Below are 23532 nucleotides of genomic sequence, written 5' to 3' on the forward strand. Positions count from 1 at the left end.
GCAGGATCGGACGTAGGCCTGATAAGCGCAGCGCCATCAGGCAATAACTGCGCCGGATGGCGGCTTACGCCTTATCCAGCCTACAAGACCGCCTGGCACATTATCGAAGCAGGAGTTATGTCATGAGTAAACTGTTAGACCGCTTTCGCTACTTTAAACAAAAGGGCGATACGTTTGCCGAGGGGCATGGGCAAGTGATGCACACCAACCGGGACTGGGAAGACAGCTATCGTCAGCGCTGGCAGTTCGACAAAATTGTGCGCTCTACCCACGGCGTGAACTGTACCGGCTCATGTAGCTGGAAAATCTACGTCAAAAACGGACTGGTAACCTGGGAAACACAGCAAACTGACTACCCGCGTACTCGACCTGACCTGCCTAACCATGAACCCCGCGGCTGCCCGCGCGGCGCCAGCTACTCCTGGTATCTTTACAGCGCCAACCGCCTGAAATATCCGTTAGTGCGTAAACGTTTGATCGAACTGTGGCGCGACGCCCTGACCCGCCAGTCCGACCCGGTGCTGGCCTGGGAATCGATTATGAACGACCCGCAAAAATGCCAGAGCTACAAGCAGGTACGCGGTCGAGGTGGTTTCATCCGTTCCAACTGGAAAGAACTTAATCAGCTGATTGCTGCCGCCAACGTCTGGACGGTGAAGACCTACGGCCCGGATCGCGTGGCCGGCTTCTCCCCAATCCCTGCGATGTCGATGGTCTCCTATGCCGCAGGCACGCGTTATCTTTCCCTTCTTGGCGGCACCTGCCTGAGTTTTTATGACTGGTATTGCGACTTACCGCCTGCGTCACCGATGACCTGGGGCGAGCAGACCGATGTACCTGAATCCGCCGACTGGTATAACTCCAGTTATATCATCGCCTGGGGATCTAACGTCCCACAGACCCGTACGCCTGACGCGCACTTTTTTACCGAAGTGCGCTACAAAGGCACTAAAACCATTGCCATTACGCCAGACTACTCGGAAGTCGCCAAACTGTGCGACCAGTGGCTGGCACCAAAACAAGGCACCGACAGCGCGCTGGCGATGGCGATGGGCCACGTCATCCTGAAAGAGTTTCACCTCGACAATCCCAGCGATTATTTCCTCAATTACTGTCGCCGTTATACCGACATGCCGATGCTGGTTTTACTGGATACCCGGGAAGATGGCAGCTACGTGCCTGGACGTATGATGCGCGCCTCAGACCTTGTCGATGGTCTCGGCGAAAGCAACAATCCAGAGTGGAAAACCGTGGCCTTTAACAGTGAAGGTGAGCTGGTCGTGCCGAACGGCTCCATCGGCTTTCGCTGGGGTGAAACAGGCAAATGGAACCTCGAGTCGTTGGCCGCTGGGGCAGAAACAGAACTTTCCCTCTCGTTGCTGGGTCAGCATGATGAAGTGGCTGGGGTAGCATTCCCCTACTTTGGCGGCAACGAAAACCCTCATTTTCGCAGCGTCAAACAAGAACCTGTGCTGGTACGGCAACTTCCGGTAAAACGTCTCACCCTCGCCGATGGCCGCAACTGTCCGGTAGTGAGCGTTTATGATCTGGTGCTGGCGAATTATGGCCTCGATCGTGGTCTGGATGACGTTCATAGCGCACAAGATTACAGCGAAGTGAAAGCCTACACCCCGGCCTGGGGCGAGCAAATTACCGGTGTGCCACGCCGTCATATCGAACAAATCGCCCGTGAATTCGCCGATACTGCGCACAAAACACATGGTCGTTCGATGATCATCCTCGGGGCTGGCGTCAACCACTGGTATCACATGGATATGAACTACCGTGGGATGATTAACATTCTGGTGTTCTGTGGTTGCGTGGGACAAAGCGGCGGAGGCTGGGCGCACTATGTGGGGCAGGAGAAACTGCGTCCGCAAACCGGTTGGTTGCCGCTGGCCTTTGCGTTGGACTGGAACCGTCCACCGCGTCAGATGAACAGCACTTCATTTTTCTACAACCACTCCAGCCAGTGGCGTTATGAAAAACTCACCGCACAGGAACTCCTCTCTCCGCTGGCCGATGCGTCGAAGTTTACCGGACATTTGATTGACTTTAACGTACGCGCCGAAAGGATGGGCTGGCTGCCGTCCGCCCCGCAGCTTAACCTCAACCCATTGACCGTGAAAGCAAAAGCCGAACAAGCAGGGCTATCTCCTGCGCAATACACCGCACAGGCGCTGAAGTCAGGTGAAATTCGTTTTGCCTGCGAACAGCCGGACAGCGGCCACAACCATCCGCGAAACCTTTTTGTCTGGCGCTCTAACCTGCTCGGCTCCTCCGGTAAAGGGCATGAATACATGCTCAAGTATTTACTGGGTACCGAAAGCGGGATCCAGGGAGAAGCGCTCGGTTCAAGCGAGGGTATTAAACCTGAAGAGGTGGAATGGCAGTCCGCTGCGATTGAAGGCAAGCTTGATCTGCTGGTCACGCTCGATTTCCGTATGTCGAGCACCTGCCTGTTCTCCGATATCGTTCTGCCGACCGCGACCTGGTATGAAAAAGACGATATGAACACCTCGGATATGCATCCGTTTATTCACCCGCTGTCAGCGGCGGTCGATCCGGCGTGGGAATCGAAGAGCGACTGGGAAATTTATAAAGGCATCGCCAAAGTGTTCTCGGAGGTCTGTGTCGGGCACCTTGGGCAAGAAACAGACATCGTCCTGCAACCGCTGCAACACGACTCACCGGCAGAACTGGCGCAGCCGTTTGACATCCTCGACTGGCGCAAAGGCGAATGCGATCTTGTTCCAGGAAAAACCGCGCCTAATATTGCTGTCGTTGAGCGTGACTACCCTGCCACCTACGAACGTTTTACCTCGCTCGGCCCGCTAATGGACAAACTCGGAAACGGTGGCAAAGGTATCTCCTGGAATACCCAGACCGAGGTCGATTTCCTCGGCAAGCTGAACTACACCAAACGCGAAGGCCCGGCAAAAGGCCGACCGCTGATTGACACCGCACTGGATGCGTCGGAGGTGATCCTCGCCCTGGCGCCGGAAACCAATGGTCAGGTGGCGGTCAAAGCCTGGAAAGCGCTGGGGGCGATGACCGGACGCGACCATACGCATCTGGCGTTGAACAAAGAAGATGAGAAGATCCGTTTTCGCGATATTCAGGCGCAGCCGCGCAAAATTATCTCCAGCCCTACCTGGTCCGGCCTTGAAAGCGAACATGTCTCCTATAACGCAGGCTATACCAACGTCCACGAGCTGATCCCATGGCGCACCCTGTCCGGTCGCCAGCAGTTGTATCAGGATCACGCGTGGATGCGTGCATTTGGTGAAAGCCTGGTGGCGTATCGTCCGCCAATTGATACCCGCAGCGTCAGCGACATGCGTGAAGTTCCACCAAACGGCTTCCCGGAAAAAGCGCTCAACTTCCTGACGCCGCATCAGAAATGGGGCATCCACTCTACCTACAGCGAAAACCTGCTGATGCTAACGCTGTCACGTGGCGGACCGATTGTCTGGATCAGCGAGACCGATGCCAAAGAGTTGGGTATTGAAGATAACGACTGGATCGAAGCCTTTAACGCCAATGGCGCGCTCACCGCGCGTGCGGTGGTGAGTCAGCGCGTACCACCGGGAATGACCATGATGTATCACGCTCAGGAGCGAATCATGAACATTCCCGGCTCCGAAGTCACCGGAATGCGTGGCGGGATCCATAACTCGGTCACCCGCGTATGCCCGAAACCGACGCATATGATCGGTGGCTATGCGCAGTTGGCGTACAGCTTTAACTATTACGGTACGGTCGGCTCTAACCGCGATGAGTTCATCATGATTAGAAAAATGAAAAATATTAACTGGCTGGATGATGAAGGTCGCGATCAGGTACAGGAGGCGAAAAAATGAAAATACGCTCACAGGTAGGCATGGTTCTTAATCTGGACAAGTGTATCGGCTGCCACACCTGCTCCGTCACCTGTAAAAACGTCTGGACCGGGCGCGAAGGGATGGAATATGCATGGTTTAACAACGTCGAGACCAAACCAGGGATTGGTTATCCGAAAAATTGGGAAGATCAGGAAGAGTGGCAAGGCGGCTGGGTTCGCGATGTTAACGGCAAGATAAGACCGCGTCTGGGCGGCAAGATGGGGGTGATTACCAAAATTTTCGCCAACCCGGTGATCCCGCAAATCGATGATTACTATGAACCGTTTACCTATGATTACCAGCATCTGCATAGCGCACCGGAAAGCAAAAACCAGCCCACTGCGCGTCCACGTTCGTTGATTGACGGCAAACGAATGGACAAGATTATCTGGGGCCCCAACTGGGAAGAACTGCTCGGCGGCGAATTCTCAAAACGCGCCCGTGACCGTAACTTCGAGAAAATGCAGAAGGAGATGTACGGTCAGTTCGAAAACACCTTCATGATGTATTTGCCGCGACTTTGTGAACACTGCCTGAACCCAAGCTGTGTCGCTACCTGCCCGAGCGGTGCCATCTATAAGCGTGAAGAAGACGGCATTGTGCTGATCGACCAGGACAAATGCCGCGGTTGGCGCTTGTGCATCAGCGGCTGTCCGTACAAGAAAATCTATTTTAACTGGAAGAGCGGTAAGTCAGAGAAGTGCATTTTCTGCTACCCGCGTATTGAATCCGGCCAGCCGACGGTATGTTCGGAAACCTGCGTCGGGCGCATCCGCTATCTCGGCGTATTGCTGTACGACGCCGACCGCATTGAGGAAGCGGCCAGCACCGAGCATGAGACCGATCTGTATGAACGTCAGTGCGATGTGTTCCTCAATCCGCACGATCCGGCAGTTATCGAAGAGGCGTTAAAACAAGGCATTCCGCAGAATGTTATCGACGCCGCCCAACGTTCGCCGGTCTACAAAATGGCAATGGACTGGAAGCTGGCGCTGCCGTTACACCCTGAGTATCGCACCCTGCCAATGGTCTGGTATGTGCCGCCGTTGTCACCGATTCAGTCGGTGGCTGATGCCGGTGGTCTGCCACACAATGGCAACATTTTGCCGGCGGTGGAATCACTACGTATCCCGGTACAGTACCTCGCTAACATGCTCAGTGCTGGCGATACCGGTCCGGTATTGCGCGCGTTGAAACGTATGATGGCGATGCGACACTATATGCGCTCACAAACCGTCGAAGGCGTGACGGATACCCGCGCCATTGAGGAAGTCGGTCTTACGGTTGAACAAGTCGAGGAGATGTATCGCTATCTGGCTATCGCTAACTATGAAGACCGCTTCGTGATCCCGACCAGCCACCGTGAAATGGCGCGCGACGCTTTCCCGGAGAAAAACGGTTGTGGTTTCACCTTTGGCGATGGCTGTCACGGTTCGGATACCAAATTCAACCTGTTTAACAGCAGCCGTATTGATGCCATCGACATCACCGAAGTGCGCGATAAAGCGGAGGGTGAATAATGCAAATTCTGAAGATTATCGGACTGCTGCTGGAATATCCGGACGAGTTGCTGTGGGAGTGTAAAGACGACGCGCTGGCGCTGGTGTCCAGCGATGCCCCAATGCTTACCGAATTTAGCCGGGGACTACTCAATGCCCCATTACTGGATAAGCAAGCCGAATGGTGTGAGGTGTTTGATCGGGGGCGCGCCACCTCACTGTTGCTATTCGAACATGTCCATGCCGAGTCACGTGACCGCGGCCAGGCGATGGTTGAGCTACTGGCGCAGTATGAAAAGGTCGGGCTCCAGCTTAACTGCCGCGAGCTGCCGGATCATCTACCGTTGTATCTGGAGTATTTAAGCGTGCTGCCGGAGGCCCAGGCTAAAGAAGGATTACAGAATGTCGCCCCCATTCTGGCGCTGCTTGGCGGTCGTTTAAAACAGCGCGATACGCCATGGTATCAGTTGTTTGATGCCCTGTTGCTGCTTGCCGGAAGTTCCCTTTCAAGTGACAGTGTCACCAAACAGGTTGCCGCAGAAACACGTGACGATACCCGTCAGGCGCTGGATGCAGTCTGGGAAGAGGAACAGGTGAAGTTTATCGAAGATAACGCCACCGCTTGTGAAAGTTCACCGTTACAAAACTATCAACGACGCTTTAGCCAGGACGTGGCGCCGCAGTATGTCGACGTCAGCGCGGGAGGTCCGAAATGATACAGTATCTGAACGTCTTCTTTTACGATATCTACCCGTATCTGTGCGGCACGGTGTTTATCCTCGGTAGTTGGTTGCGATACGACTACGGGCAATACACCTGGCGCGCCTCTTCCAGCCAAATGCTGGACAAACGCGGTATGGTGTTATGGTCAAACTTGTTCCATATCGGCATTCTGGGGATTTTTTTCGGTCACCTGTTCGGCATGTTGACCCCGCACTGGATGTACGCCTGGTTCCTGCCGATTGCGGTGAAACAGCAAATGGCAATGATTCTCGGCGGTGTCTGCGGCGTGTTAACGCTGGTTGGGGGCGCGGGTTTGCTGGTGCGCCGCCTGACTAATCCACGCATTCGCGCGACATCATCCACCGCCGATATTCTGATCCTGTGCATTCTGCTGGTTCAATGCATTCTCGGTTTAACCACTATTCCGTTCTCCGCACAACATCCTGACGGCAGTGAAATGCTGAAACTGGTCGGTTGGGCGCAGTCGGTGGTGACTTTCCAGGGCGGCGCATCTGCGCATCTGGATGGCGTGGCGCCGATATTCCGTGCTCATCTGGTGTTAGGCATGACGATATTCTTACTGTTTCCGTTCACACGTCTGGTCCACGTGTGGAGTGCGCCGTTTGAGTACTTCACCCGCCGCTATCAAATTGTGCGCTCGCGCCGCTAATTGTCTCTGATGTCTTATCCGGTCAGTAGACCGGATAAGACGCAGGGCGTCGCCATCCGGCATTTTGCACGCTATGATGCTTCTCCATCCCAGGGAGAACGCTAATGAAACCACAGGTTTACCACGTCGATGCCTTTACCTCGGTCCCCTTTCGCGGCAATTCAGCGGGAGTGGTGCTGCATGCTGACGGACTGAGCGAAGCGCAGATGCAGCTGATTGCCCGCGAGCTGCGTCATTCGGAAACCGCATTCCTGCTGACCAGCAACGATAGCGATGTACACATCCGCTATTTCACGCCGACGGTTGAAGTCCCCATCTGTGGACATGCTACCGTCGCGGCACACTATGTGCGGGCCAATGTGCTGGGGCTGGGCAACACTACCGTCTGGCAAACCTCGCTGGCCGGACGTCATCGGGTGAATATCGAAGCCATCGGGGATGACTATCGTATTAGCCTTGAGCAAGGAATACCTGGATTTGAGCCTCCGCTGCAAGGCGCTGTTCGTACTGCAATTATCCGCGCGCTGCATCTGAGCGAAGACGATATGCTGCCAGGACTACCGATCCAGGTTGCCACCACCGGCCATTCGAAAGTGATGATTCCGCTAAAGCCTGAGGTAGACCTGGACGCCCTTTCCCCAGATTTACAGGCGCTGGCGACAATCAGCCAACAAATTGGCTGTAACGGTTTCTTCCCTTTTCAAATCCGCAATGGCGAAAACGCCACCGATGGACGCATGTTTTCTCCCGCAATTGGTATTGTGGAAGATCCAGTCACGGGCAATGCCAACGGGCCGATGGGCGCGTGGCTGGTTCACCACCGGCTGATGGCGCATGATGGCAAAACGTTACGTGTTCAGGGGCATCAGGGCCGTGCGCTGGGTCGTGACGGTATAGTTGATGTGACGGTCGCTATTCGTGATAACCAGCCGGAAAAAGTCACCATTACTGGTTCGGCGGTGATCCTGTTCCATGCAGAGTGGGCAATAGATTTTTAATCTATTCCTGTGGGCCGGATAAGACGATTACGCCGCATCCGGCACTATTCCCGATGGCGTTATTTCCCTGCTTCCGGGTGCGTATCAAACGCCGCCATTACCGTCGCCAATTCTGCTTCAGTAAATCCATGCTTCACATCATCCACGCCCAATCCAAACCGCGCCTGCAATAAGGCGTACAGGCTGGCGACGTCGGGCAGATTAATCTGCTCTACCGCATGGCCATCCTGATAATGGGTAAAATGAAAATTGGTTAACGTAAATTTACCGCCGTCTGGCAGATGACGACACATCAGCAGATGATGACGAAAATGCGACTGCGGCCAATGTGCCGACCAGAAGTTGCCCATCAGATAATCGCTCTGATGCTGCATAACCAGATCAAAACGGTACATTGATTGCCAGTGTTCGTGATGACGGAACTGCAAAATCCAGTCTTCACCGTCCTGAATCAGACGATACTCCCCGTGTGGTGTGTGCTGTGCAACATCTGCCTGCAGACGAATCGGTGCGGTCAGCGTTTGCCCACCAAATCCGACGTCAGCGATCCACTGTTCTCCCTGTAGCTCAACCAGCAGCAGACGATGCGTGCGTGGCGGTAGGCTTGACGGATTTGCCAGCACCACACGTCCAAGTAAACTGCGGACGGTAAAACCGATTTCGCGGAGCGCCCGCTCAAATAACCCATTTTGCTCAAAACAATAACCGCCGCGACGCGCCGTCACCAGCTTCTCTTCCAGCGATGCGTCGTCGAGTTGCATTTCGCGTGGCAGCAGCACATCGAGATTTTCAAAAGGAATGGCGCTGTTGTGCAGTAAATGCAGCGCTCGCAGGGTTTCAATGTTGGCGTTGGCCGAACCTGACCAGCCAATACGGGCAAAATAAGCGTTTAAAAAAGGCGTCATACCAGCTTCCTGTTTGTGTAATGTTGTACTTATAACGCATTTTTAATTTTACGCCGTCGATTTTGTGCGTTGTTCTTCCTCACGAGGCGACAAAATCGCTAATACCGTTAATATCTAAGTTAATTGTGGTGTGTTATCTCTCAGCCAAGGAGCATCCATGAGCCATTTTCGTCCTCTCGAATTAAAACATGCCAGCCGACTGCTAAATCACGGCCCGACCATTTTAATAACCAGTCGGGACGATCATACAGAGCGGCGGAACGTGATGGCTGCAGCGTGGTCGATGCCCGTTGAGTTTGAACCACCGCGTATCGCGATTGTTGTCGACAAGACAGCCTGGTCACGTGAGCTAATTGAACGCAGCGGCATGTTTGGCATTGTTATTCCGGGAGTTGCCGCCGCCAACTGGACCTGGGCCGTTGGCAACGTTTCCGGCCGTGTGGAAGATAAATTCAACTGCTACGGCATTCCTGTGGTGCAAGGACCGGTGCTGGGTTTACCGCTCATAGAAGCAAAATGCCTGGCCTGGATGGAATGCCGCCTGCTTCCTGCCACAGCGGCTCAGGACAAATATGACACCCTGTTTGGGGAAGTGGTCTCCGCTGCCGCTGATGAGCGAGCCTTCGTGGAGGGACGCTGGCAGTTTGATGATGACCAGCTCACTACATTTCATCATCTTGGGGGCGGAACGTTTGTCTCCAGCGGAAGACGCATTACCGCATGTGAATAATTGTCTGCTAACGGATGGCAACTCATGCTTTCCATCCTTCACCGTGTTCTTAAAACTTCTGAAAAACCAGTCGGATGAATCGCTGTCCTTCCTTGCTGAATCATTTGCGTGAATTATATATAGTTAATCTTGCTCTAACTCAAATATCTCTTCCAACCCCAATCAGTCAAAGCAGCATCCCCCAACTGTACTTATAAAGTGTCAGAGAGGTTTTACGATGCAACTGAATAGAATCGCACAAAGTTTTATCCTTGCCGGGTTACTCACCTCTGCCTCTGCTCCCCTGATTGCCGCTGAAGCGCCAAAAGACGCGACCGCTTCCACGCAACAAGCGAACAATGCGCTCTACAACCAACTGCCCTTCTCCGATAACACCGACTTTACCGATGCTCATAAAGGCTTCATCGCCCCTATTCCTCAGGATGTGATCAAAGGTGAGCAAGGAAATGTCATCTGGAATCCGCAACAATATGCGTTCATTAAAGAAGGTGATAAAGCCCCGGATACGGTAAATCCGAGTCTGTGGCGTCAGTCCCAGTTGATCAACATCAGCGGACTGTTTGAAGTGACGGAAGGCGTTTACCAGATCCGTAACCTCGATCTGTCCAACATGACGATCATTGAAGGTAAAGAAGGCGTCACCGTTGTTGACCCGCTGGTATCAGCAGAAACGGCCAAAGTCGGGATGGATCTTTACTTTAAAAACCGCGGTCAAAAACCCGTTGTCGCGGTGATTTATACACACAGCCACGTTGACCATTACGGCGGCGTGCGCGGCGTTGTTGACGAAGCCGATGTTAAAGCGGGCAAAGTGAAGATTTATGCACCTGCTGGCTTTATGGAGGCGGCGGTGGCTGAGAATATCATGGCCGGCAACGTTATGAGCCGTCGCGCGAGCTATATGTACGGCAATCTACTAAAACCTGATGCCAAAGGTCAGGTTGGTGCCGGACTGGGAACCACAACCTCCGCGGGAACCGTCACCCTGATTGCGCCAACCAATATAATTGAAAAAGACGGGCAAAAAGAGGTCATTGATGGCCTGACCTATGACTTCATGTTGGCCCCAGGCTCCGAAGCGCCTTCGGAAATGCTGTGGTACATCGAAGAGAAGAAACTGATTGAGTCTGCTGAAGACGTCACTCACACCCTGCACAACACCTACTCCCTGCGCGGGGCCAAAATTCGTGAGCCGTTGCCCTGGTCCAAATACATCAACGAAGCGATTGTACGCTGGGGAGATAAAGCAGAAATCCTGATGGCGCAGCACCACTGGCCAACCTGGGGTAATGACAAAGTCGTGAACCTGCTGAAAAGTCAGCGGGATCTGTATCGTTACATTAACGACCAGACGCTGCGTATGGCTAACGAAGGTCTGACCCGCGATGAAATCGCCGCGAACTTTAAACTGCCGGGCTCGCTGGCGCATACCTGGGCTAACCGCGGCTACTATGGTTCCGTCAGTCATGATGTGAAAGCGACCTATGTGCTCTATCTCGGCTGGTTTGATGGCAACCCGGCAACACTGGATGAACTGCCACCGGAAGAAGCCGCGAAGAAATTCGTCGATTATATGGGTGGAGCGGATGCCATTCTGCAGAAAGCAAAAGCCGACTATGACCAGGGTAACTATCGCTGGGTGGCTCAGGTGGTGAGCAAAGTGGTGTTTGCCGATCCCAATAACCAGGCCGCGCGCAATCTGGAAGCTGATGCGCTGGAACAGCTAGGATACCAGGCTGAATCCGGCCCGTGGCGCAACTTCTACCTGACCGGTGCGCAAGAGCTGCGTAATGGTGTGGTTAAAGGCCCAACCCCGAACACCGCCAGCCCGGATACCGTACGCGCCATGACGCCGGAAATGTTCTTCGACTATCTGGCGGTACATATTAACGGGCAGAAAGCGGGTGATGCCAAATCGGTGTTTAACATCGACCTTGGCAGCGACGGCGGTAAATACAAGCTTGAGCTGGAAAATGGCGTGCTAAACCATACCGCCAATGCCGAGGCAAAAGAGGCTGACGCCACGATCACGCTGAATCGCGACACGCTCAATAAAATCATTCTTAAGGAAGTGACGCTGAAACAGGCTCAAGACAGCGGTGACGTGAAGATAACCGGCGACGGCGCTAAACTTGACGCTATGCTCGGCTATATGGATAAGTTCGAATTCTGGTTTAACATCGTTACACCGTAAACCTGTTGAAAACGGGCGGAAAATTCGCCCGTTTTATCTTACATGCTGTAGCCAGGTTTTTTAATTAACGTTGCCATCTGCGGCTTAATCTCCGCATCCCACACGCCCTGCCACGCCTCTGGCTCAACTTCAGTCAGCGCCACGCTTATCGAGCTGTCTTTGCTTTGCAAATGACGAATAATGACTTCGGTAATATCCGCCGCCAGCGCGGATTTTTGCTTGTCGCTCAGATCGCGGGGAAAACATTTAATATCAACGTGCGGCATAGCAGGTTCCTTATTGTTTTGGTCAGAAAGCGTGTTTTCTCAAATAATCTTATTGTTTTTCAGCACAGTACGTAGCCTCGGATGCTGACAAACCGCATCGGCGATGGCGCTAATATTCGGCGTATTGTCCTGGAACCAGTCATGTCCCGGCCCCCAGCTGCGCATCACGCAAATATAAACGTCCAGCAAGGTTAACTGCTCTCCGAACGCGTACGGCTCGGCGCTTAGCTGGTTATTCAACCACATATAGAGAGATTTTCGGTACTCAATACAATTTTTTTTCAACTGCGCCGGAGCATCCGGCACCCAGCGTTCAGGATAATCGGCATAAGTAAACGTGGGATAGACATTTGCCACCAGCCATATCAACAGACGCTGGAACTGCTGACGCTCGCTGCGCCCAACAAAGGGCGAAAGCTCGGGACAACGATCGAGGATCATCAGGGCGATCGCCGCTGTTTCCGTCATGACTTCGCCATTTTCCAGTACCAGTGTGGGCACCTGGCATAGCGGATTCATTGTCTTAAGCAGTTCCCGCGAAGGACCATCGCTATCAAAGCCGTCGACATTAATAAAACTGTAAGGGATCTCCGCCAGTGTGAGCATCACTTCACTGATGGCCGATCCCCAGCCCGGCACCCCATAGACCTTAATCATGCTGCAACCCTCAACGTTAAAACCCTAAGTGTAGAGCAGCATTCAACAACCTATGCAGACATGATTATTACTCTCATAATAACAATGATCGGATACCGGGAGATAATAAGCGATGCGTTCGAGTATGTTTGAATACATGACCATTTTTATACAGGTTGTTGAGCAAGGGGGATTTGCCAGAGCTGCAGACGTGTTACACCTGCATCGCCCCGCAGTGACCAAAGCCATCCAGCACCTTGAAGACGAGCTGGGGGCCAAGTTGCTTAACCGCACAACCCGTAAAGTGTCGCTGACCGATGAAGGTGACGCTTTTTATCAACGTACAAAAATACTGCTCAGTGACGTTGATGACATCATGGCCTCTTTCTCGCCAACTCGCCCGCCACGCGGAAAACTCAGGGTTAATGCACCTCTGTCGCTGGCGCACTCCGTGTTAGTTCCTGCGCTGAAAGATTTCCAGTCGCGGTATCCTGATATCGAGATGGTGCTCACCTCCACCGACCGTAGAATCGATATGCTTGCCGAAGGCATCGACTGCATGATCCGTATCGGCGAGTTACAAGACTCTTCCCTGATATCCAGGCAGCTTGGTGAAGTAAAGATGGTGACCTGTGCGTCACCGGATTATCTGCAACAACATGGCGTACCGCAGACGCCAGAGGATTTATCCCGACACCAGGCGCTTAACTTTTTCAGCGAGCGTCACCGCGAAGCGCTGGAGTGGACCTTCATCAGCGGAGGTGAAATTTTATCATTCACGCCCACCGGACGGATTAGCGTTGATAACTCCGATATATTGCTGACCGGCTGTTTATCGGGGCTCGGCATCATCCGCGGTGTGCATGCCGTGCTGGCCCCCTACCTCCAGTCGGGTCAGCTCGTTGAGGTACTGGCCGATTACACCGGGGAATCAAAACCGGTTTCAGTGCTTTACCCGGACAGACGTCATCTCGCCCCTCGGGTACGGGTATTCATTGACTGGCTGTGCGAACTTTTTAGCCAACAAAAACTGCGGCTTCAGGGATTATTACAAAATCAGTAATAGTGAAGTTCCGCAACTGCGGTTTTTCACTCTCATCTGAATCGTTAAATTGTGCGGACCCAATACAGAACAATTTACTGAGGTCTGCTATGTCTAAGGTCGTAGTTTTTAATCAAATTGGTGGCGCTGACGTCTTGAAGATTCAGGACATGCAGGTTCCCGCGCCTGGTGCGAATGAGGTTCAGATCCGCGTACGGGCTATTGGTATCAACCGTGCGGAGATTATGTACCGCACAGGCCAGTATATTTACCAACCTAATTTCCCGGCACGGTTGGGTTATGAAGCTGCCGGAGTCGTTGAATCCGTAGGAGACAACGTACGTGAGTTTGCACCTGGCGATGATGTTAGCGTCATCCCGGCTTTCAGCTTTCATCAATATGGTATGTATGGAGAAGTCGTTAATGCCCCGGCACACGCGGTCGTAAAACATCCGCAAAACCTCAGCTTTGCCGAAGCTGCCGCCAGTTGGATGATGTATGTGACCGCATTTGGTGCGCTGGTTGAATATGCGGATATTAAACCTGGAGATAATGTGCTGATCAATGCTGCTTCCAGTAGCGTCGGACTGGCGGCAATTCAGATTGCTAATATGCTCGGCGCAAAGCCTATTGCGATGACGCGGACCAGTGAGAAACGAGCTCAGCTACTGCAACTGGGCGCGGCAGAGGTTATTGCAAGCCAGGAGCAGGATCTGGTGGCTGAGATTCAACGGATTACTGATAGCAAAGGAACCCGAGTGGTCTTCGACCCGGTCGGTGGCCCGGGAGTGGCAAAAATTGCCCAGGCAATGCCAGCCGGTGGGATCTTTTTCCAATATGGCTCGCTTGATGCACGCGACCTTTCTATACCGGTCATTGAGATCCTCGGTCGCCATTTGACTTTCCGTGGTTATGAAATTTTTGAAATCACCTCGGACGCAGAAAAACTTTCGCGAGCGAAACGGTTTATCTTTGAAGGATTGCAGTCCGGGCAGCTCAAGCCACTGATTGATAAAACCTTTGCCTTTGATGATATCGTCAAGGCACATCAATACATGGAAGCCAACGGTCAGGTAGGCAAAATCGTCGTCACTGTATAACCCCTGTGCGGCACAGCCTTGTGCCGCAATGTGTATCAAAGCACTTTCGACAAAAACTGCTGAGTGCGCGTGTGGCGTGGATGATTCAGCACCTGTTCGCTGCTGCCCTGCTCGACAATTTTGCCATCGACCATAAACACCACCTGGTCCGCCACTTCCCGGGCGAAGCCAATCTCGTGCGTTACCACAACCAGCGTGGTTCCCGACTGCGCCAGAGTTTTAATCACATCCAGCACTTCGCCCACCAGTTCGGGGTCAAGCGCTGACGTGGGTTCATCAAACAGCATGACGCGCGGATTTAATGCCAGTGCACGGGCAATGGCGATACGTTGTTGTTGTCCGCCGGATAAGTGACGCGACCAGGCATCGGCTTTATTACGCAGCCCTACCGCATCAAGCAGGGTTAATGCCCGCTCGGTGGCGGCTTTACGCGATGCCAGTCCGTGTGCAATGGGCGCTTCAATCAAATTCTCCAGCACTGTTAGGTGTGGGAATAGATTAAAGTTCTGAAACACATAGCCGACGTTGACGCGCTGGCGCAAAATTTCCGCCTCTTTCAGCTCATACAGCTTATCTCCCTGCCGACGATAACCAATGTAATCGCCATCAATTTGAATAAACCCTTCATCCACACGCTCCAGATGGTTGATTGTCCGCAAAAGCGTGGATTTCCCGGAACCGGATGGGCCAAGAATAACGGTTACCGTACCGGGCGGGATCTCCAGCGATACGTTATCCAACGCTTTATGGCGGCCGAAGTATTTGCTGACGCCGGTAATAGAAATATGGCCTTCAGGCGAGTGGGACATGGGCGGCCTCCTGCTGTGGACGTTGACGACTGCGTTTTTCTGCACGACTCACCCGGGCGGTATTGATCGCTGAACGTCGTTCGCTACGTGCCAGCGCGCGTTCGACCAGGTGCTGAATTAGCGACAGGACGGTGGTGATCACCAGATACCACACCGCGCCGACCATCAGCAGCGGGATCACCTCCTGCGTGCGGTTGTAGATCATCTGGATGGTGTAGAACAACTCCGGCATGGCCAGCACGTATACCATCGCCGTCCCTTTCGCAAGACTGATGATTTCATTGAACCCGGCAGGCAAAATAGTGCGCAGCGCCTGCGGCAGGATAATTCGCAGCGTACGTCGCCATGCCGGTAAGCCCAGCGCCGCAGCGGCCTCGTACTGACCGTGATCAACGCCCAAAAATCCACCACGAATAATTTCAGCGGTATAGGCGCTTTGCACCAGTGTCAGGCCGACTACCGCAGTGGAAAACTGGCCGAGTACATTGATGGTCTCAAAACTGCCCCACTGAAGCGGAGTAAATGGAATACCAATCGTCAACGTGTCGTACAGATAGGAGAAGTTGTACAGAACGATTAGCACCACAATCAACGGTAATGAACGAAACAGCCAGATGTATCCCCATGCCAGACCGTTCAGCAACCAGGAAGATGAAAGTCGCGCCAGCGCCAGCAGACCGCCGATGATAATACTCAACAGCGTACCGATAAGCGTCAGCAACAATGTTTGCCCGAGACCGGACAAGATAACCGGATCAAAGAACCAGCGGGCAAATACGGCCCATTCCCAGCGCGGGTTAAATGCCACGGACTGGATAATCACCGCCAGGACAAACAAGGCAACAACCGCTCCCACGGTGCGCATAGGATAGCGCGCCGGTACGACTTTAATGCTATCAGTCGTTTTCATTTTATCTCCTCAGGCAATTCTGGCCTGACCGGCGATGGTCAACAGTTTGGTAAAGCGCAGTCGTCCATCAAACGGCGGCTGGCTGTACTCTTCCGGATCCCGCGCCGTATCAAATTGCGGATCGTAGCCCTGACTTAAATACAGCCGGACGGCCTCCGGCTGGCGAAATCCTGTGGTCAGATATATCCGGCTGTAGCCCGCGAGCAGCGCCCGACGCTCCAGTTCCTGCACCACGCGCGCCGCCAGTCCCTGCTGACGTAGCGTGCTTTTCGTCCAGATACGCTTAATCTCGGCGGTGTCTTTGTCGTAAGGTTTGTAGGCTCCGGTGGCGATAATCTCGCCGCCACGCTCCAGGACCACAAACAGCCCCTGCGGCGCCAGATACCATTCGGTCAGTTCCACCTCTGCGTCACGAGAAAAATAATCGCCATAGCGGGCGGCATATTCACCAAACAGACCGTTCAAAATGGGTTGCAGCTCGCTGGCTTCAGGTGAGACCACGCGAAATTGATCGCTCACGATGACCTCCTTAGTCGCCTAACCCGGCTGGGTTGATTTCAGATTGCGGAATGCGTTCCACCCCTTCCCCCCAACGGTTCAGTACCTTGTCGTAGTCGCCGTTGCCAATCACGCCGTTGAGGGCGGTTTGCACAGGCAGAACCAAACCGCTGTCTTTTTTCAGCGTCACGGCGATATGTGCCGCTTTTGGCCAACCGCCATCAACGCTACCCACCAATTGCGTTTTACCGTTGAGCGCGGCTTTCCACGCGCCGATAACGTTAGGACCGAAGTAGGCATCAGCGCGACCTGACTGCAGGGCCAGAGTCTGGGCGGCATCATCTTTGGTATACACTGGCGTAAACGGCTGTAATCCTTTCTTCACGTTTTCATCGTTCCAGGCCAGCAGGATGGCTTCCTGGTTCGTCCCCGAACCGACGATAATGCGCAGACCGGCGATATCTTCCGCCTGCTCGATTTTCTTCAGCTTGCTGCCGGTTTTGACATAAAAGCCCAGGGAGTCCTTACGATAGGTCGCGAAATCGAATTTCTCTTTGCGCGCTTTTGTGACGGTAATATTGCTGATCGCGGCATCGTATTTGCCGGAGGTGACCCCCAGCGGCCAATCTTCCCATGATGTAGGCACAACGTTGAGTTCCAGACCCAAACTGTCTGCCACCAGACGGGCAATGTCCGCCTCGCTGCCGATCAGTGTTTTATTGTCATCGGCAAATACGGTCAGCGGCGGCTGACTGAGCCCGGCAATCGCCACAGTAAATTTGCCCGGAACGGCCAGGTGCAGGTTCGCGGGTAATTGCGCAATCGCCTGCGGATTTTTTGCCGTATTAATCGGCGTTTTATTGGCTTCCAGGCTTACGCCCGTGCCGTTAATGGTCACGTCATTTGCCCAGACGGTCGCGCTGAAAGCCAGCGACAGCGCGAGGAATACTGATTTTTTCTGCATAGCGTTTTTCTCTTATTGTGTGAATTGATTTGCAGGTGTTGCTAATCCCAGGCTTGCGCGCAGGGTCGTACCGGGATATTCATGGCGGAACAGACCACGAGCCTGAAGCACGGGGATAACCTGCTCAACAAATCGTGGGAAGGTATCCGGCGTTCCTCCCTGAATGATAAAACCGTCAGCGGCTTTCTCGTCGAACCACTGCTGAAGTCCGTCGGCCACCTGTTGAGGCGTGCCGCTAAAACGCGGACGCGGGCTGGCTGCTTCCAGAGCAACCTGACGTAGCGTTAATCCACGCTCGCGCGCATTGCGCTTGATCTCATCGGTCGTGCTGCGAAAGCTGTTTTGTCCGAGGGATCCCAGATCCGGGAACGGTGCGTCCAGCGGATATTGGGCAAAATCATGATGTTCGAAGTAGCGGCCAAGGTAGTTCAGTGCGTCAGTGATGGAAACCAGCGCAGCGGTCGTCTGATACTGCTGCTCCACGTCCTCTGCGCTGTCGCCAACAATAACGCTGACGCCCTGGAATATATGCAGTTGATCGGGACCGCGCTCGGTGGTTGCTAATTGGCTTTTTACATCCTGATAGAACGCTTTAGCCTCTGCCAGCGACTCCTGATGAGTGAAAATGGCATCAGCATGCTGCGCTGCTAATTTCTTGCCATCGGATGAAGCCCCAGCCTGAAATATAATTGGACGGCCTTGTGGTGTTCGCCCGATATTTAACGGCCCGGCAACCTGAAAATAATCCCCATGATGGTTAAGCGTGTGCAATTTTTGCGGATTAAAAAACTCTCCGCTTGCCTTATTACGGGTAAAAGCATCATCTTCCCAGGAATCCCACAGTCCTTTCACTACCTGTAAATATTCATCGGCAATACGATAACGCTGGGCATGCTCTGGATGCTGGGCGCGGGAATAGTTTTTTGCCGACCCTTCCAGAGGCGACGTCACCACGTTCCATCCGGCACGACCCTGGCTGAGATGGTCGAGGCTGGCAAACTGCCGGGCGGTGGTAAAGGGCTCGCTGTATGACGTGGAGACGGTGCCAACCAGTCCCAGATTTCGGGTGATGCTGGCCAAAGCGGATAATACCGTTAACGGCTCAAAACGATTTAAAAAATGCGGGATTGATTTTTCATTAATATACAGACCATCGGCGACAAAAATAAAATCCAACTTCCCTTTTTCCGCAATACGCGCCGTTTCTTTAACAAAGTCAAAATTAATACTGGCATCGGCCTGCGCTGCCGGATGACGCCATGCAGACATATTTCCCGATGCGCCATGCAGAATAGTGCCGAGCCGTAGTTGCCGATTTTCAGCCATAATAACCCCTACCCAACAGATAAAATTAAAGGTGTGCGAATGCCGTTTTTGCTAAATGAGCAAAATAGTGCGCGGCGGGTTCTATTAAACGTTCATCCGGATTAAATCCCGGATGATGTAATCCGTATTCGCTGGCGCTGCCAATACTGACGAACGCCCCAGGCGTATTTTGCAGGTAGACGGCAAAATCCTCCCCGCCCATATGCAGGTCGGCATGGTGGGTGGCGTAGCCTGATTGTTTCGCCACGGCAGTGGCGATATCAGCCCAACGATCATCGTTCACCAGCGCAGTCGGTCCCGCGTGCCAGATAACATCAATTTGTGCGCCAAAAGCGTGGGCAAATCCGGCCGCGATATCATTAACCCGAGCTTTGACCTGCTGCTGCACTTCAATGCGATGCGTTCTGAGCGTTCCTTCCAGCTCTACGGACTCTGGCAGCACGTTCCACGTGTTTCCTCCCTGAATACGGGTCACGCTGAGCACCACTGAATCCAGGGTGTTAACATCGCGACTGGCAACGCTTTGCAAAACTGTTACCAGTTGGCTGGCGAGCAGGATGGCGTCTTTGCCTTCATGCGGACGCGCCGCATGTGCGCCTTTGCCATTTATGCGCAGCACAAAGCGATCAACATTGGCATAGAATGCACCACCGCGCGTAGCGAACTCTCCTACCGGCAACCCCGGTTCATTGTGCATGCCAAAAATAGCCGCGACGTTTTGCAGAGCACCGGCGCGAATCAGTGTTTTTGCGCCACCAAAACTTTCTTCAGCGGGCTGAAACAAAATACGGACTCGCCCCGGTAAGTCAGCTTCCTGCTGCTTAAGCAGCAGTGCGGCGCCAAGCATGACGCTGGTGTGAATATCGTGCCCGCAGGCGTGCATCACCCCCGGTGTGAGTGAGCGAAACGGAACATCGGCGCTTTCTTCTATCGGGAGGGCATCAATGTCCGCCCGCAATGCGATGATCTCTTCTCCCTGACCAATTTCCACGACCAGACCGGTTTTCAGGTTGAATGGCAGAATCTGGACATCAGCACCGTGCAACCAGTCGCGAATACGCGCCGTCGTCGCCACTTCCTGCAGAGAAAGTTCGGGGTGTTGATGCAATTCACGACGCCAGTTGATAAGCGTTGTCGCCAGCGTCATCAGACCACCTCCACGGAGTTATGGGCTTGTGCCAACAAACGCAGCGACGTCAGACGCGCGTGCCCCTCTGCCACTGGCGTGTCGATAATGAACTCATTAATGCCAAATTGCGCGTGCAGGCCGTTCAGTTTTGCCAGCACGTCGTGGGCGGTACCGTATAATAAGGCCTGTTCACGACGTGCGATTTTGCGGGGAGAACTGCCAGCCTGCGCAGCGAATGCCAGCGCCTGCTCTTCGCTGGCAACTGTGACGCGTTGCCCATTTTCTAGTTCCACGCCCCAGATCTGCACATTTTCGGCAAGCTGCGCGGCGGTGTCGTTACTGTCAGCCACAATCACCTGGACGGCGACTATCGTCGGGCGTGTACTGTGGGTCTGCCAAAAGGACAAAACGTCACGCAATAACGCTCTGTCACCGTTGAGGTGTGCCGCGAAGATGAAATTCCAGTTGTATTGCGCTGCCAACTGAGCGCTTTGCACACTGGCTCCCAGCACAAATCCTTCCGGCGGTTGCGGTGGGATTGGCGTTGGGAATACCGCTTCCCCGCTTTCCGTTCCGCTTAACGCCAGCCAGGCGTTAAGCTGGGAAAGCTGGTCAGCAAAACTGCCTTTTTCATCCGCATGAAGTCCCAACTGTAACGCCTGAGTCGACAGGGGTAAGCCGCCTGGCGCTTTTCCGACACCAAGATCAACACGCCCCGGTGCCAGTGATGCCAGAAGATTGAAGTTTTCCGCCACTTTGTACGGGCTGTAATGCTGCAGCATCACGCCGCCGGAACCTACGCGGATACGCTGGGTTTGCCCGAGGATCCAGGCGATCACCAGCTCCGGCGACGGGCTGGCCAGCTGGGGTGTATTATGGTGTTCCGCGATCCAGAAACGATGGTATCCCCACTCTTCTGCCAGTTGCGCCAGACGCAAGGTCCGGGCAAGCGCCATCATGGCAGTTTCTCCTTCCCCAACGGGGCTTTTATCCAGAATACTCAGGCGATATGACATGTTACAGGCCCATATTTGTTAACATGTCTTTATTATTAAATTATCAAATAACCATAATGAAACACTTAATTCACATTTGCTCAGCTAAAAAGTAGATAACCAGCCCTGTTGCCATCAGGGATAATACCAGTGGATTCCTTGACTGGTCAGAACACTCAATGGAAAACATGCAAAATTTATGACCTACAAAATATAATAGGGGCACGACTCTCACGGAAATAACATCAAAATAAGTTCATGCCTGTTTTCTTTTTGCGAAAACGTTTTTTAGCGCGATTTACGTTAAGTCAGGTTAAACGACTTGCAAGGTTATGCGGTTGTATTAAATGTTTCACTTTTATGACGCTTAATGGATAGTACATATAGGATTTTTTAATTTAAGCACTTCCACAGCAATGATGATTAGTAGAGAATACAGCGTTTCTTATTAAAACGGTTTAATACAGTTTTTAATATCCCCCGATTTTTATTGCGGGGATTTTTGTATGAATTATACATACCATCATGGGGCCTCTATGAAAAGTAACATGCCCGTTACACAAATTGAGTATGCACTTAACGATAAAGCGACGTTGCTCTCGACGACAGATAAAGAAAGTCATATTACCTACGCTAACACCGCTTTTATCGACGCCAGCGGATTTAACGAGCATCAGTTAATGGGCGAACCGCATAATATTATTCGGCATCCTGACATGCCTCCCGCCGCGTTCGCCGATATGTGGTACACGCTACAGCAGGGAGATAGCTGGACGGGAATGGTGAAAAACCGGCGGCAGAATGGTGACCATTACTGGGTGCGAGCCAACGTGACACCGGTCTGGCATCATGAAAAACTCACCGGTTACATCTCGGTACGGACGGTTCCTTCGCGCGATGAAATAACACAGAGTGAAAACTTATATCAAAAAATAAATAGTCAGCAGTTTAAACACTTTCGCCTTTTTAAAGGCCTTGTCATTCGTCGTGGCATATTGGCATGGGTTTCTGCGTTTAAATGGCTGAGTATTAGTCAGCGAGTTAATTATAGTTTAGGGGTAGCTGCCCTGCTGGTGCTGTTATTAATTTTTATCCCCGCCCCCCTCTTTATTCAGGCAGGTGGGCTGTTGGTGCTTTTTCTGGCACTGGCTATTTACCTTAAGTATCAAATTTGTCAGCCAGTTAATACGCTACTGACGCAAATGAAAAAAGTGGTGTCGGGTCGTAAACCTGATAACTGTCATTTAAACAGGGTCGATGAGATCGGAATGTTGATGCGTCTGGTTAATCAGTCCGGGCTTAATTTGAATTCGCTGGTCGATGACGTCAGTACGCAACTATCCGGTATTCGCGCAATTAGCCAGCGGGTGTCAAAAGAAGGTTCTGCGTTGCACAAACGTTCAGAAGAAACCTCCGCTGACCTGCAACAAACTGCTGCTGCCCTCGAAGAAATTGGCAGCGCGGTACAGCAAACCGCTGAGACTGCGGCACACACCATGACCATGGCCGATAAAACCAGCGCCAACGCAGCGAAAGGCGGCGATATCATGAAACAAACTATCGCCATGATGCAGGCGATATCACGTGACAACGGACAGATCGTCGACATCATTGGCGTTATCGACAGCATTGCCTTTCAGACCAATATTTTGGCGCTCAATGCCGCGGTTGAAGCCGCACGAGCCGGGGAATCCGGGCGTGGATTCGCCGTTGTGGCGGCAGAAGTGCGCAATCTGGCGCAGCACTCAGCGTCCGCGGCAAAAGAGATTAAACAACTGATCGAGAAGAACGTCGCCAATGTTAACAGCGGCGTCAAAATGGTGGAGAAAACGGAAACGCATCTCACCGGCATGATTGGTGATGTCTTGCAGATATCGATGATGATCAAAGATATTAGTCTGGCCACGCGAGAGCAAACCCAGGCGCTGGATCTGATTAACGATTCGATTTCACGCGTGGGGGCCATGACACATAATAACGCCGAAATGGTGGAACGCGTCACTGACGCTACCGCCGATCTGACCCAGCGTTCATCACGCTTACAGCAGGCCGTTCAGGTCTTTGGCGCATCAGCATAACGTTACGGCGCTTACCGGGCGAATGTCTTGATAAGCGCACTCCTCTAGCTGGTTAAACGCCCCCTCTCTTTTATTGGCTGAATCGAGGCCACACCGCGCCAGTTCCGGCTGCACAAAAATGCTGCATTCTTGTTATCGGGGCTTTGCGCAAGTGAACAATTGAATGTAGGATGCTC

Annotated in this window: 18 protein-coding genes and 1 pseudogene; 10 read left to right on the forward strand and 9 right to left on the reverse strand. The window is 52.9% G+C overall.

The annotated features are described in order from the left end of the window. Nucleotides 1-122 precede the first annotated feature (122 nt). From FDX04_RS23365 to FDX04_RS23385, 5 genes are all read left to right on the forward strand, one after another. Nucleotides 123-3863 carry a nitrate reductase subunit alpha gene (locus tag FDX04_RS23365; protein ID WP_137371543.1) on the forward strand — a complete coding sequence of 1247 codons (3741 nt, stop codon included), beginning with the start codon at nucleotides 123-125 and terminating at the stop codon, nucleotides 3861-3863. Beyond that, complete coding sequence (gene narH, locus FDX04_RS23370) at nucleotides 3860-5404, forward strand: nitrate reductase subunit beta (RefSeq protein WP_042308334.1); 1545 nt, start codon at nucleotides 3860-3862, stop codon at nucleotides 5402-5404. Before FDX04_RS23365 ends, narH begins: the two co-directional genes overlap by 4 nt. After that, nucleotides 5404-6099, forward strand: coding sequence for a nitrate reductase molybdenum cofactor assembly chaperone (narW, locus tag FDX04_RS23375; protein WP_137371544.1), 696 nt, complete (start codon nucleotides 5404-5406; stop codon nucleotides 6097-6099). Before narH ends, narW begins: the two co-directional genes overlap by 1 nt. Beyond that, nucleotides 6096-6776 (forward strand): respiratory nitrate reductase subunit gamma, encoded by a 681-nt coding sequence (gene narI / locus FDX04_RS23380; RefSeq protein ID WP_038640663.1) that lies wholly within the window; start codon nucleotides 6096-6098, stop codon nucleotides 6774-6776. The genes narW and narI overlap by 4 nt, the downstream gene beginning before the upstream one ends. Before the next feature lie 104 nt (nucleotides 6777-6880). Further along, nucleotides 6881-7774, forward strand: coding sequence for a PhzF family isomerase (locus FDX04_RS23385; RefSeq protein WP_137371545.1), 894 nt, complete (start codon nucleotides 6881-6883; stop codon nucleotides 7772-7774). A gap of 59 nt (nucleotides 7775-7833) precedes the next feature. Here the strand turns inward: FDX04_RS23385 and nhoA are convergent, their stop codons facing one another. After that, nucleotides 7834-8679, reverse strand: a complete 846-nt coding sequence (nhoA, locus tag FDX04_RS23390; RefSeq protein WP_061381316.1) for an N-hydroxyarylamine O-acetyltransferase — start codon at nucleotides 8677-8679, stop codon at nucleotides 7834-7836. 157 nt (nucleotides 8680-8836) lie between these two features. Here nhoA and FDX04_RS23395 point away from each other — a divergent pair, with 157 nt between their 5' ends. Continuing rightward, nucleotides 8837-9409 (forward strand): flavin reductase family protein, encoded by a 573-nt coding sequence (locus FDX04_RS23395; RefSeq protein WP_137371546.1) that lies wholly within the window; start codon nucleotides 8837-8839, stop codon nucleotides 9407-9409. Between the two features lie 217 nt (nucleotides 9410-9626). Continuing rightward, nucleotides 9627-11603, forward strand: a complete 1977-nt coding sequence (locus FDX04_RS23400) for an alkyl/aryl-sulfatase (RefSeq protein ID WP_137371547.1) — start codon at nucleotides 9627-9629, stop codon at nucleotides 11601-11603. Between the two features lie 38 nt (nucleotides 11604-11641). Here the strand turns inward: FDX04_RS23400 and pptA are convergent, their stop codons facing one another. Together pptA and FDX04_RS23410 are read right to left on the reverse strand one after the other, a co-directional pair. Continuing rightward, nucleotides 11642-11869: a tautomerase PptA gene (pptA, locus tag FDX04_RS23405; protein ID WP_137371548.1), complete on the reverse strand. Its 228-nt coding sequence runs from the start codon at nucleotides 11867-11869 to the stop codon at nucleotides 11642-11644. A 39-nt stretch (nucleotides 11870-11908) separates the two neighbouring features. After that, entirely contained in the window at nucleotides 11909-12526 is a 618-nt protein-coding gene (locus FDX04_RS23410; RefSeq protein ID WP_137371549.1) for a glutathione S-transferase family protein, read from the reverse strand. Nucleotides 12527-12638: 112 nt separating this feature from the next. Here FDX04_RS23410 and FDX04_RS23415 point away from each other — a divergent pair, with 112 nt between their 5' ends. Together FDX04_RS23415 and FDX04_RS23420 are read left to right on the forward strand one after the other, a co-directional pair. Then, nucleotides 12639-13568 carry a LysR family transcriptional regulator gene (locus FDX04_RS23415; RefSeq protein ID WP_137371550.1) on the forward strand — a complete coding sequence of 310 codons (930 nt, stop codon included), beginning with the start codon at nucleotides 12639-12641 and terminating at the stop codon, nucleotides 13566-13568. Between the two features lie 89 nt (nucleotides 13569-13657). Further along, complete coding sequence (locus FDX04_RS23420) at nucleotides 13658-14647, forward strand: zinc-dependent alcohol dehydrogenase family protein (protein WP_137371551.1); 990 nt, start codon at nucleotides 13658-13660, stop codon at nucleotides 14645-14647. 35 nt (nucleotides 14648-14682) lie between these two features. Here FDX04_RS23420 and FDX04_RS23425 read toward each other — a convergent pair whose 3' ends face one another. From FDX04_RS23425 to FDX04_RS23455, 6 genes and pseudogenes are all read right to left on the reverse strand, one after another. Continuing rightward, complete coding sequence (locus tag FDX04_RS23425; RefSeq protein ID WP_042308310.1) at nucleotides 14683-15456, reverse strand: amino acid ABC transporter ATP-binding protein; 774 nt, start codon at nucleotides 15454-15456, stop codon at nucleotides 14683-14685. Further along, nucleotides 15440-16366 (reverse strand): amino acid ABC transporter permease, encoded by a 927-nt coding sequence (locus tag FDX04_RS23430; protein ID WP_137371552.1) that lies wholly within the window; start codon nucleotides 16364-16366, stop codon nucleotides 15440-15442. Before FDX04_RS23430 ends, FDX04_RS23425 begins: the two co-directional genes overlap by 17 nt. A 9-nt stretch (nucleotides 16367-16375) precedes the next feature. Next, nucleotides 16376-16885, reverse strand: coding sequence for a GNAT family N-acetyltransferase (locus tag FDX04_RS23435; protein WP_042308308.1), 510 nt, complete (start codon nucleotides 16883-16885; stop codon nucleotides 16376-16378). A gap of 10 nt (nucleotides 16886-16895) precedes the next feature. Further along, nucleotides 16896-19154: pseudogene (locus FDX04_RS24255) on the reverse strand (NtaA/DmoA family FMN-dependent monooxygenase). 25 nt (nucleotides 19155-19179) lie between these two features. After that, nucleotides 19180-20301: an amidohydrolase gene (locus tag FDX04_RS23450; protein WP_137371554.1), complete on the reverse strand. Its 1122-nt coding sequence runs from the start codon at nucleotides 20299-20301 to the stop codon at nucleotides 19180-19182. After that, a complete protein-coding gene (locus FDX04_RS23455; protein WP_137371555.1) occupies nucleotides 20301-21299 on the reverse strand; it encodes an MsnO8 family LLM class oxidoreductase in 999 nt (332 codons plus the stop codon). Before FDX04_RS23455 ends, FDX04_RS23450 begins: the two co-directional genes overlap by 1 nt. A 515-nt stretch (nucleotides 21300-21814) precedes the next feature. Here FDX04_RS23455 and FDX04_RS23460 point away from each other — a divergent pair. Further along, nucleotides 21815-23356 (forward strand): PAS domain-containing methyl-accepting chemotaxis protein, encoded by a 1542-nt coding sequence (locus tag FDX04_RS23460; protein WP_137371556.1) that lies wholly within the window; start codon nucleotides 21815-21817, stop codon nucleotides 23354-23356. Nucleotides 23357-23532 lie beyond the last annotated feature (176 nt).

The sequence above is a fragment of the Citrobacter sp. wls615 genome (assembly GCF_005281355.1).
GTDB lineage: Bacteria > Pseudomonadota > Gammaproteobacteria > Enterobacterales > Enterobacteriaceae > Citrobacter > Citrobacter werkmanii.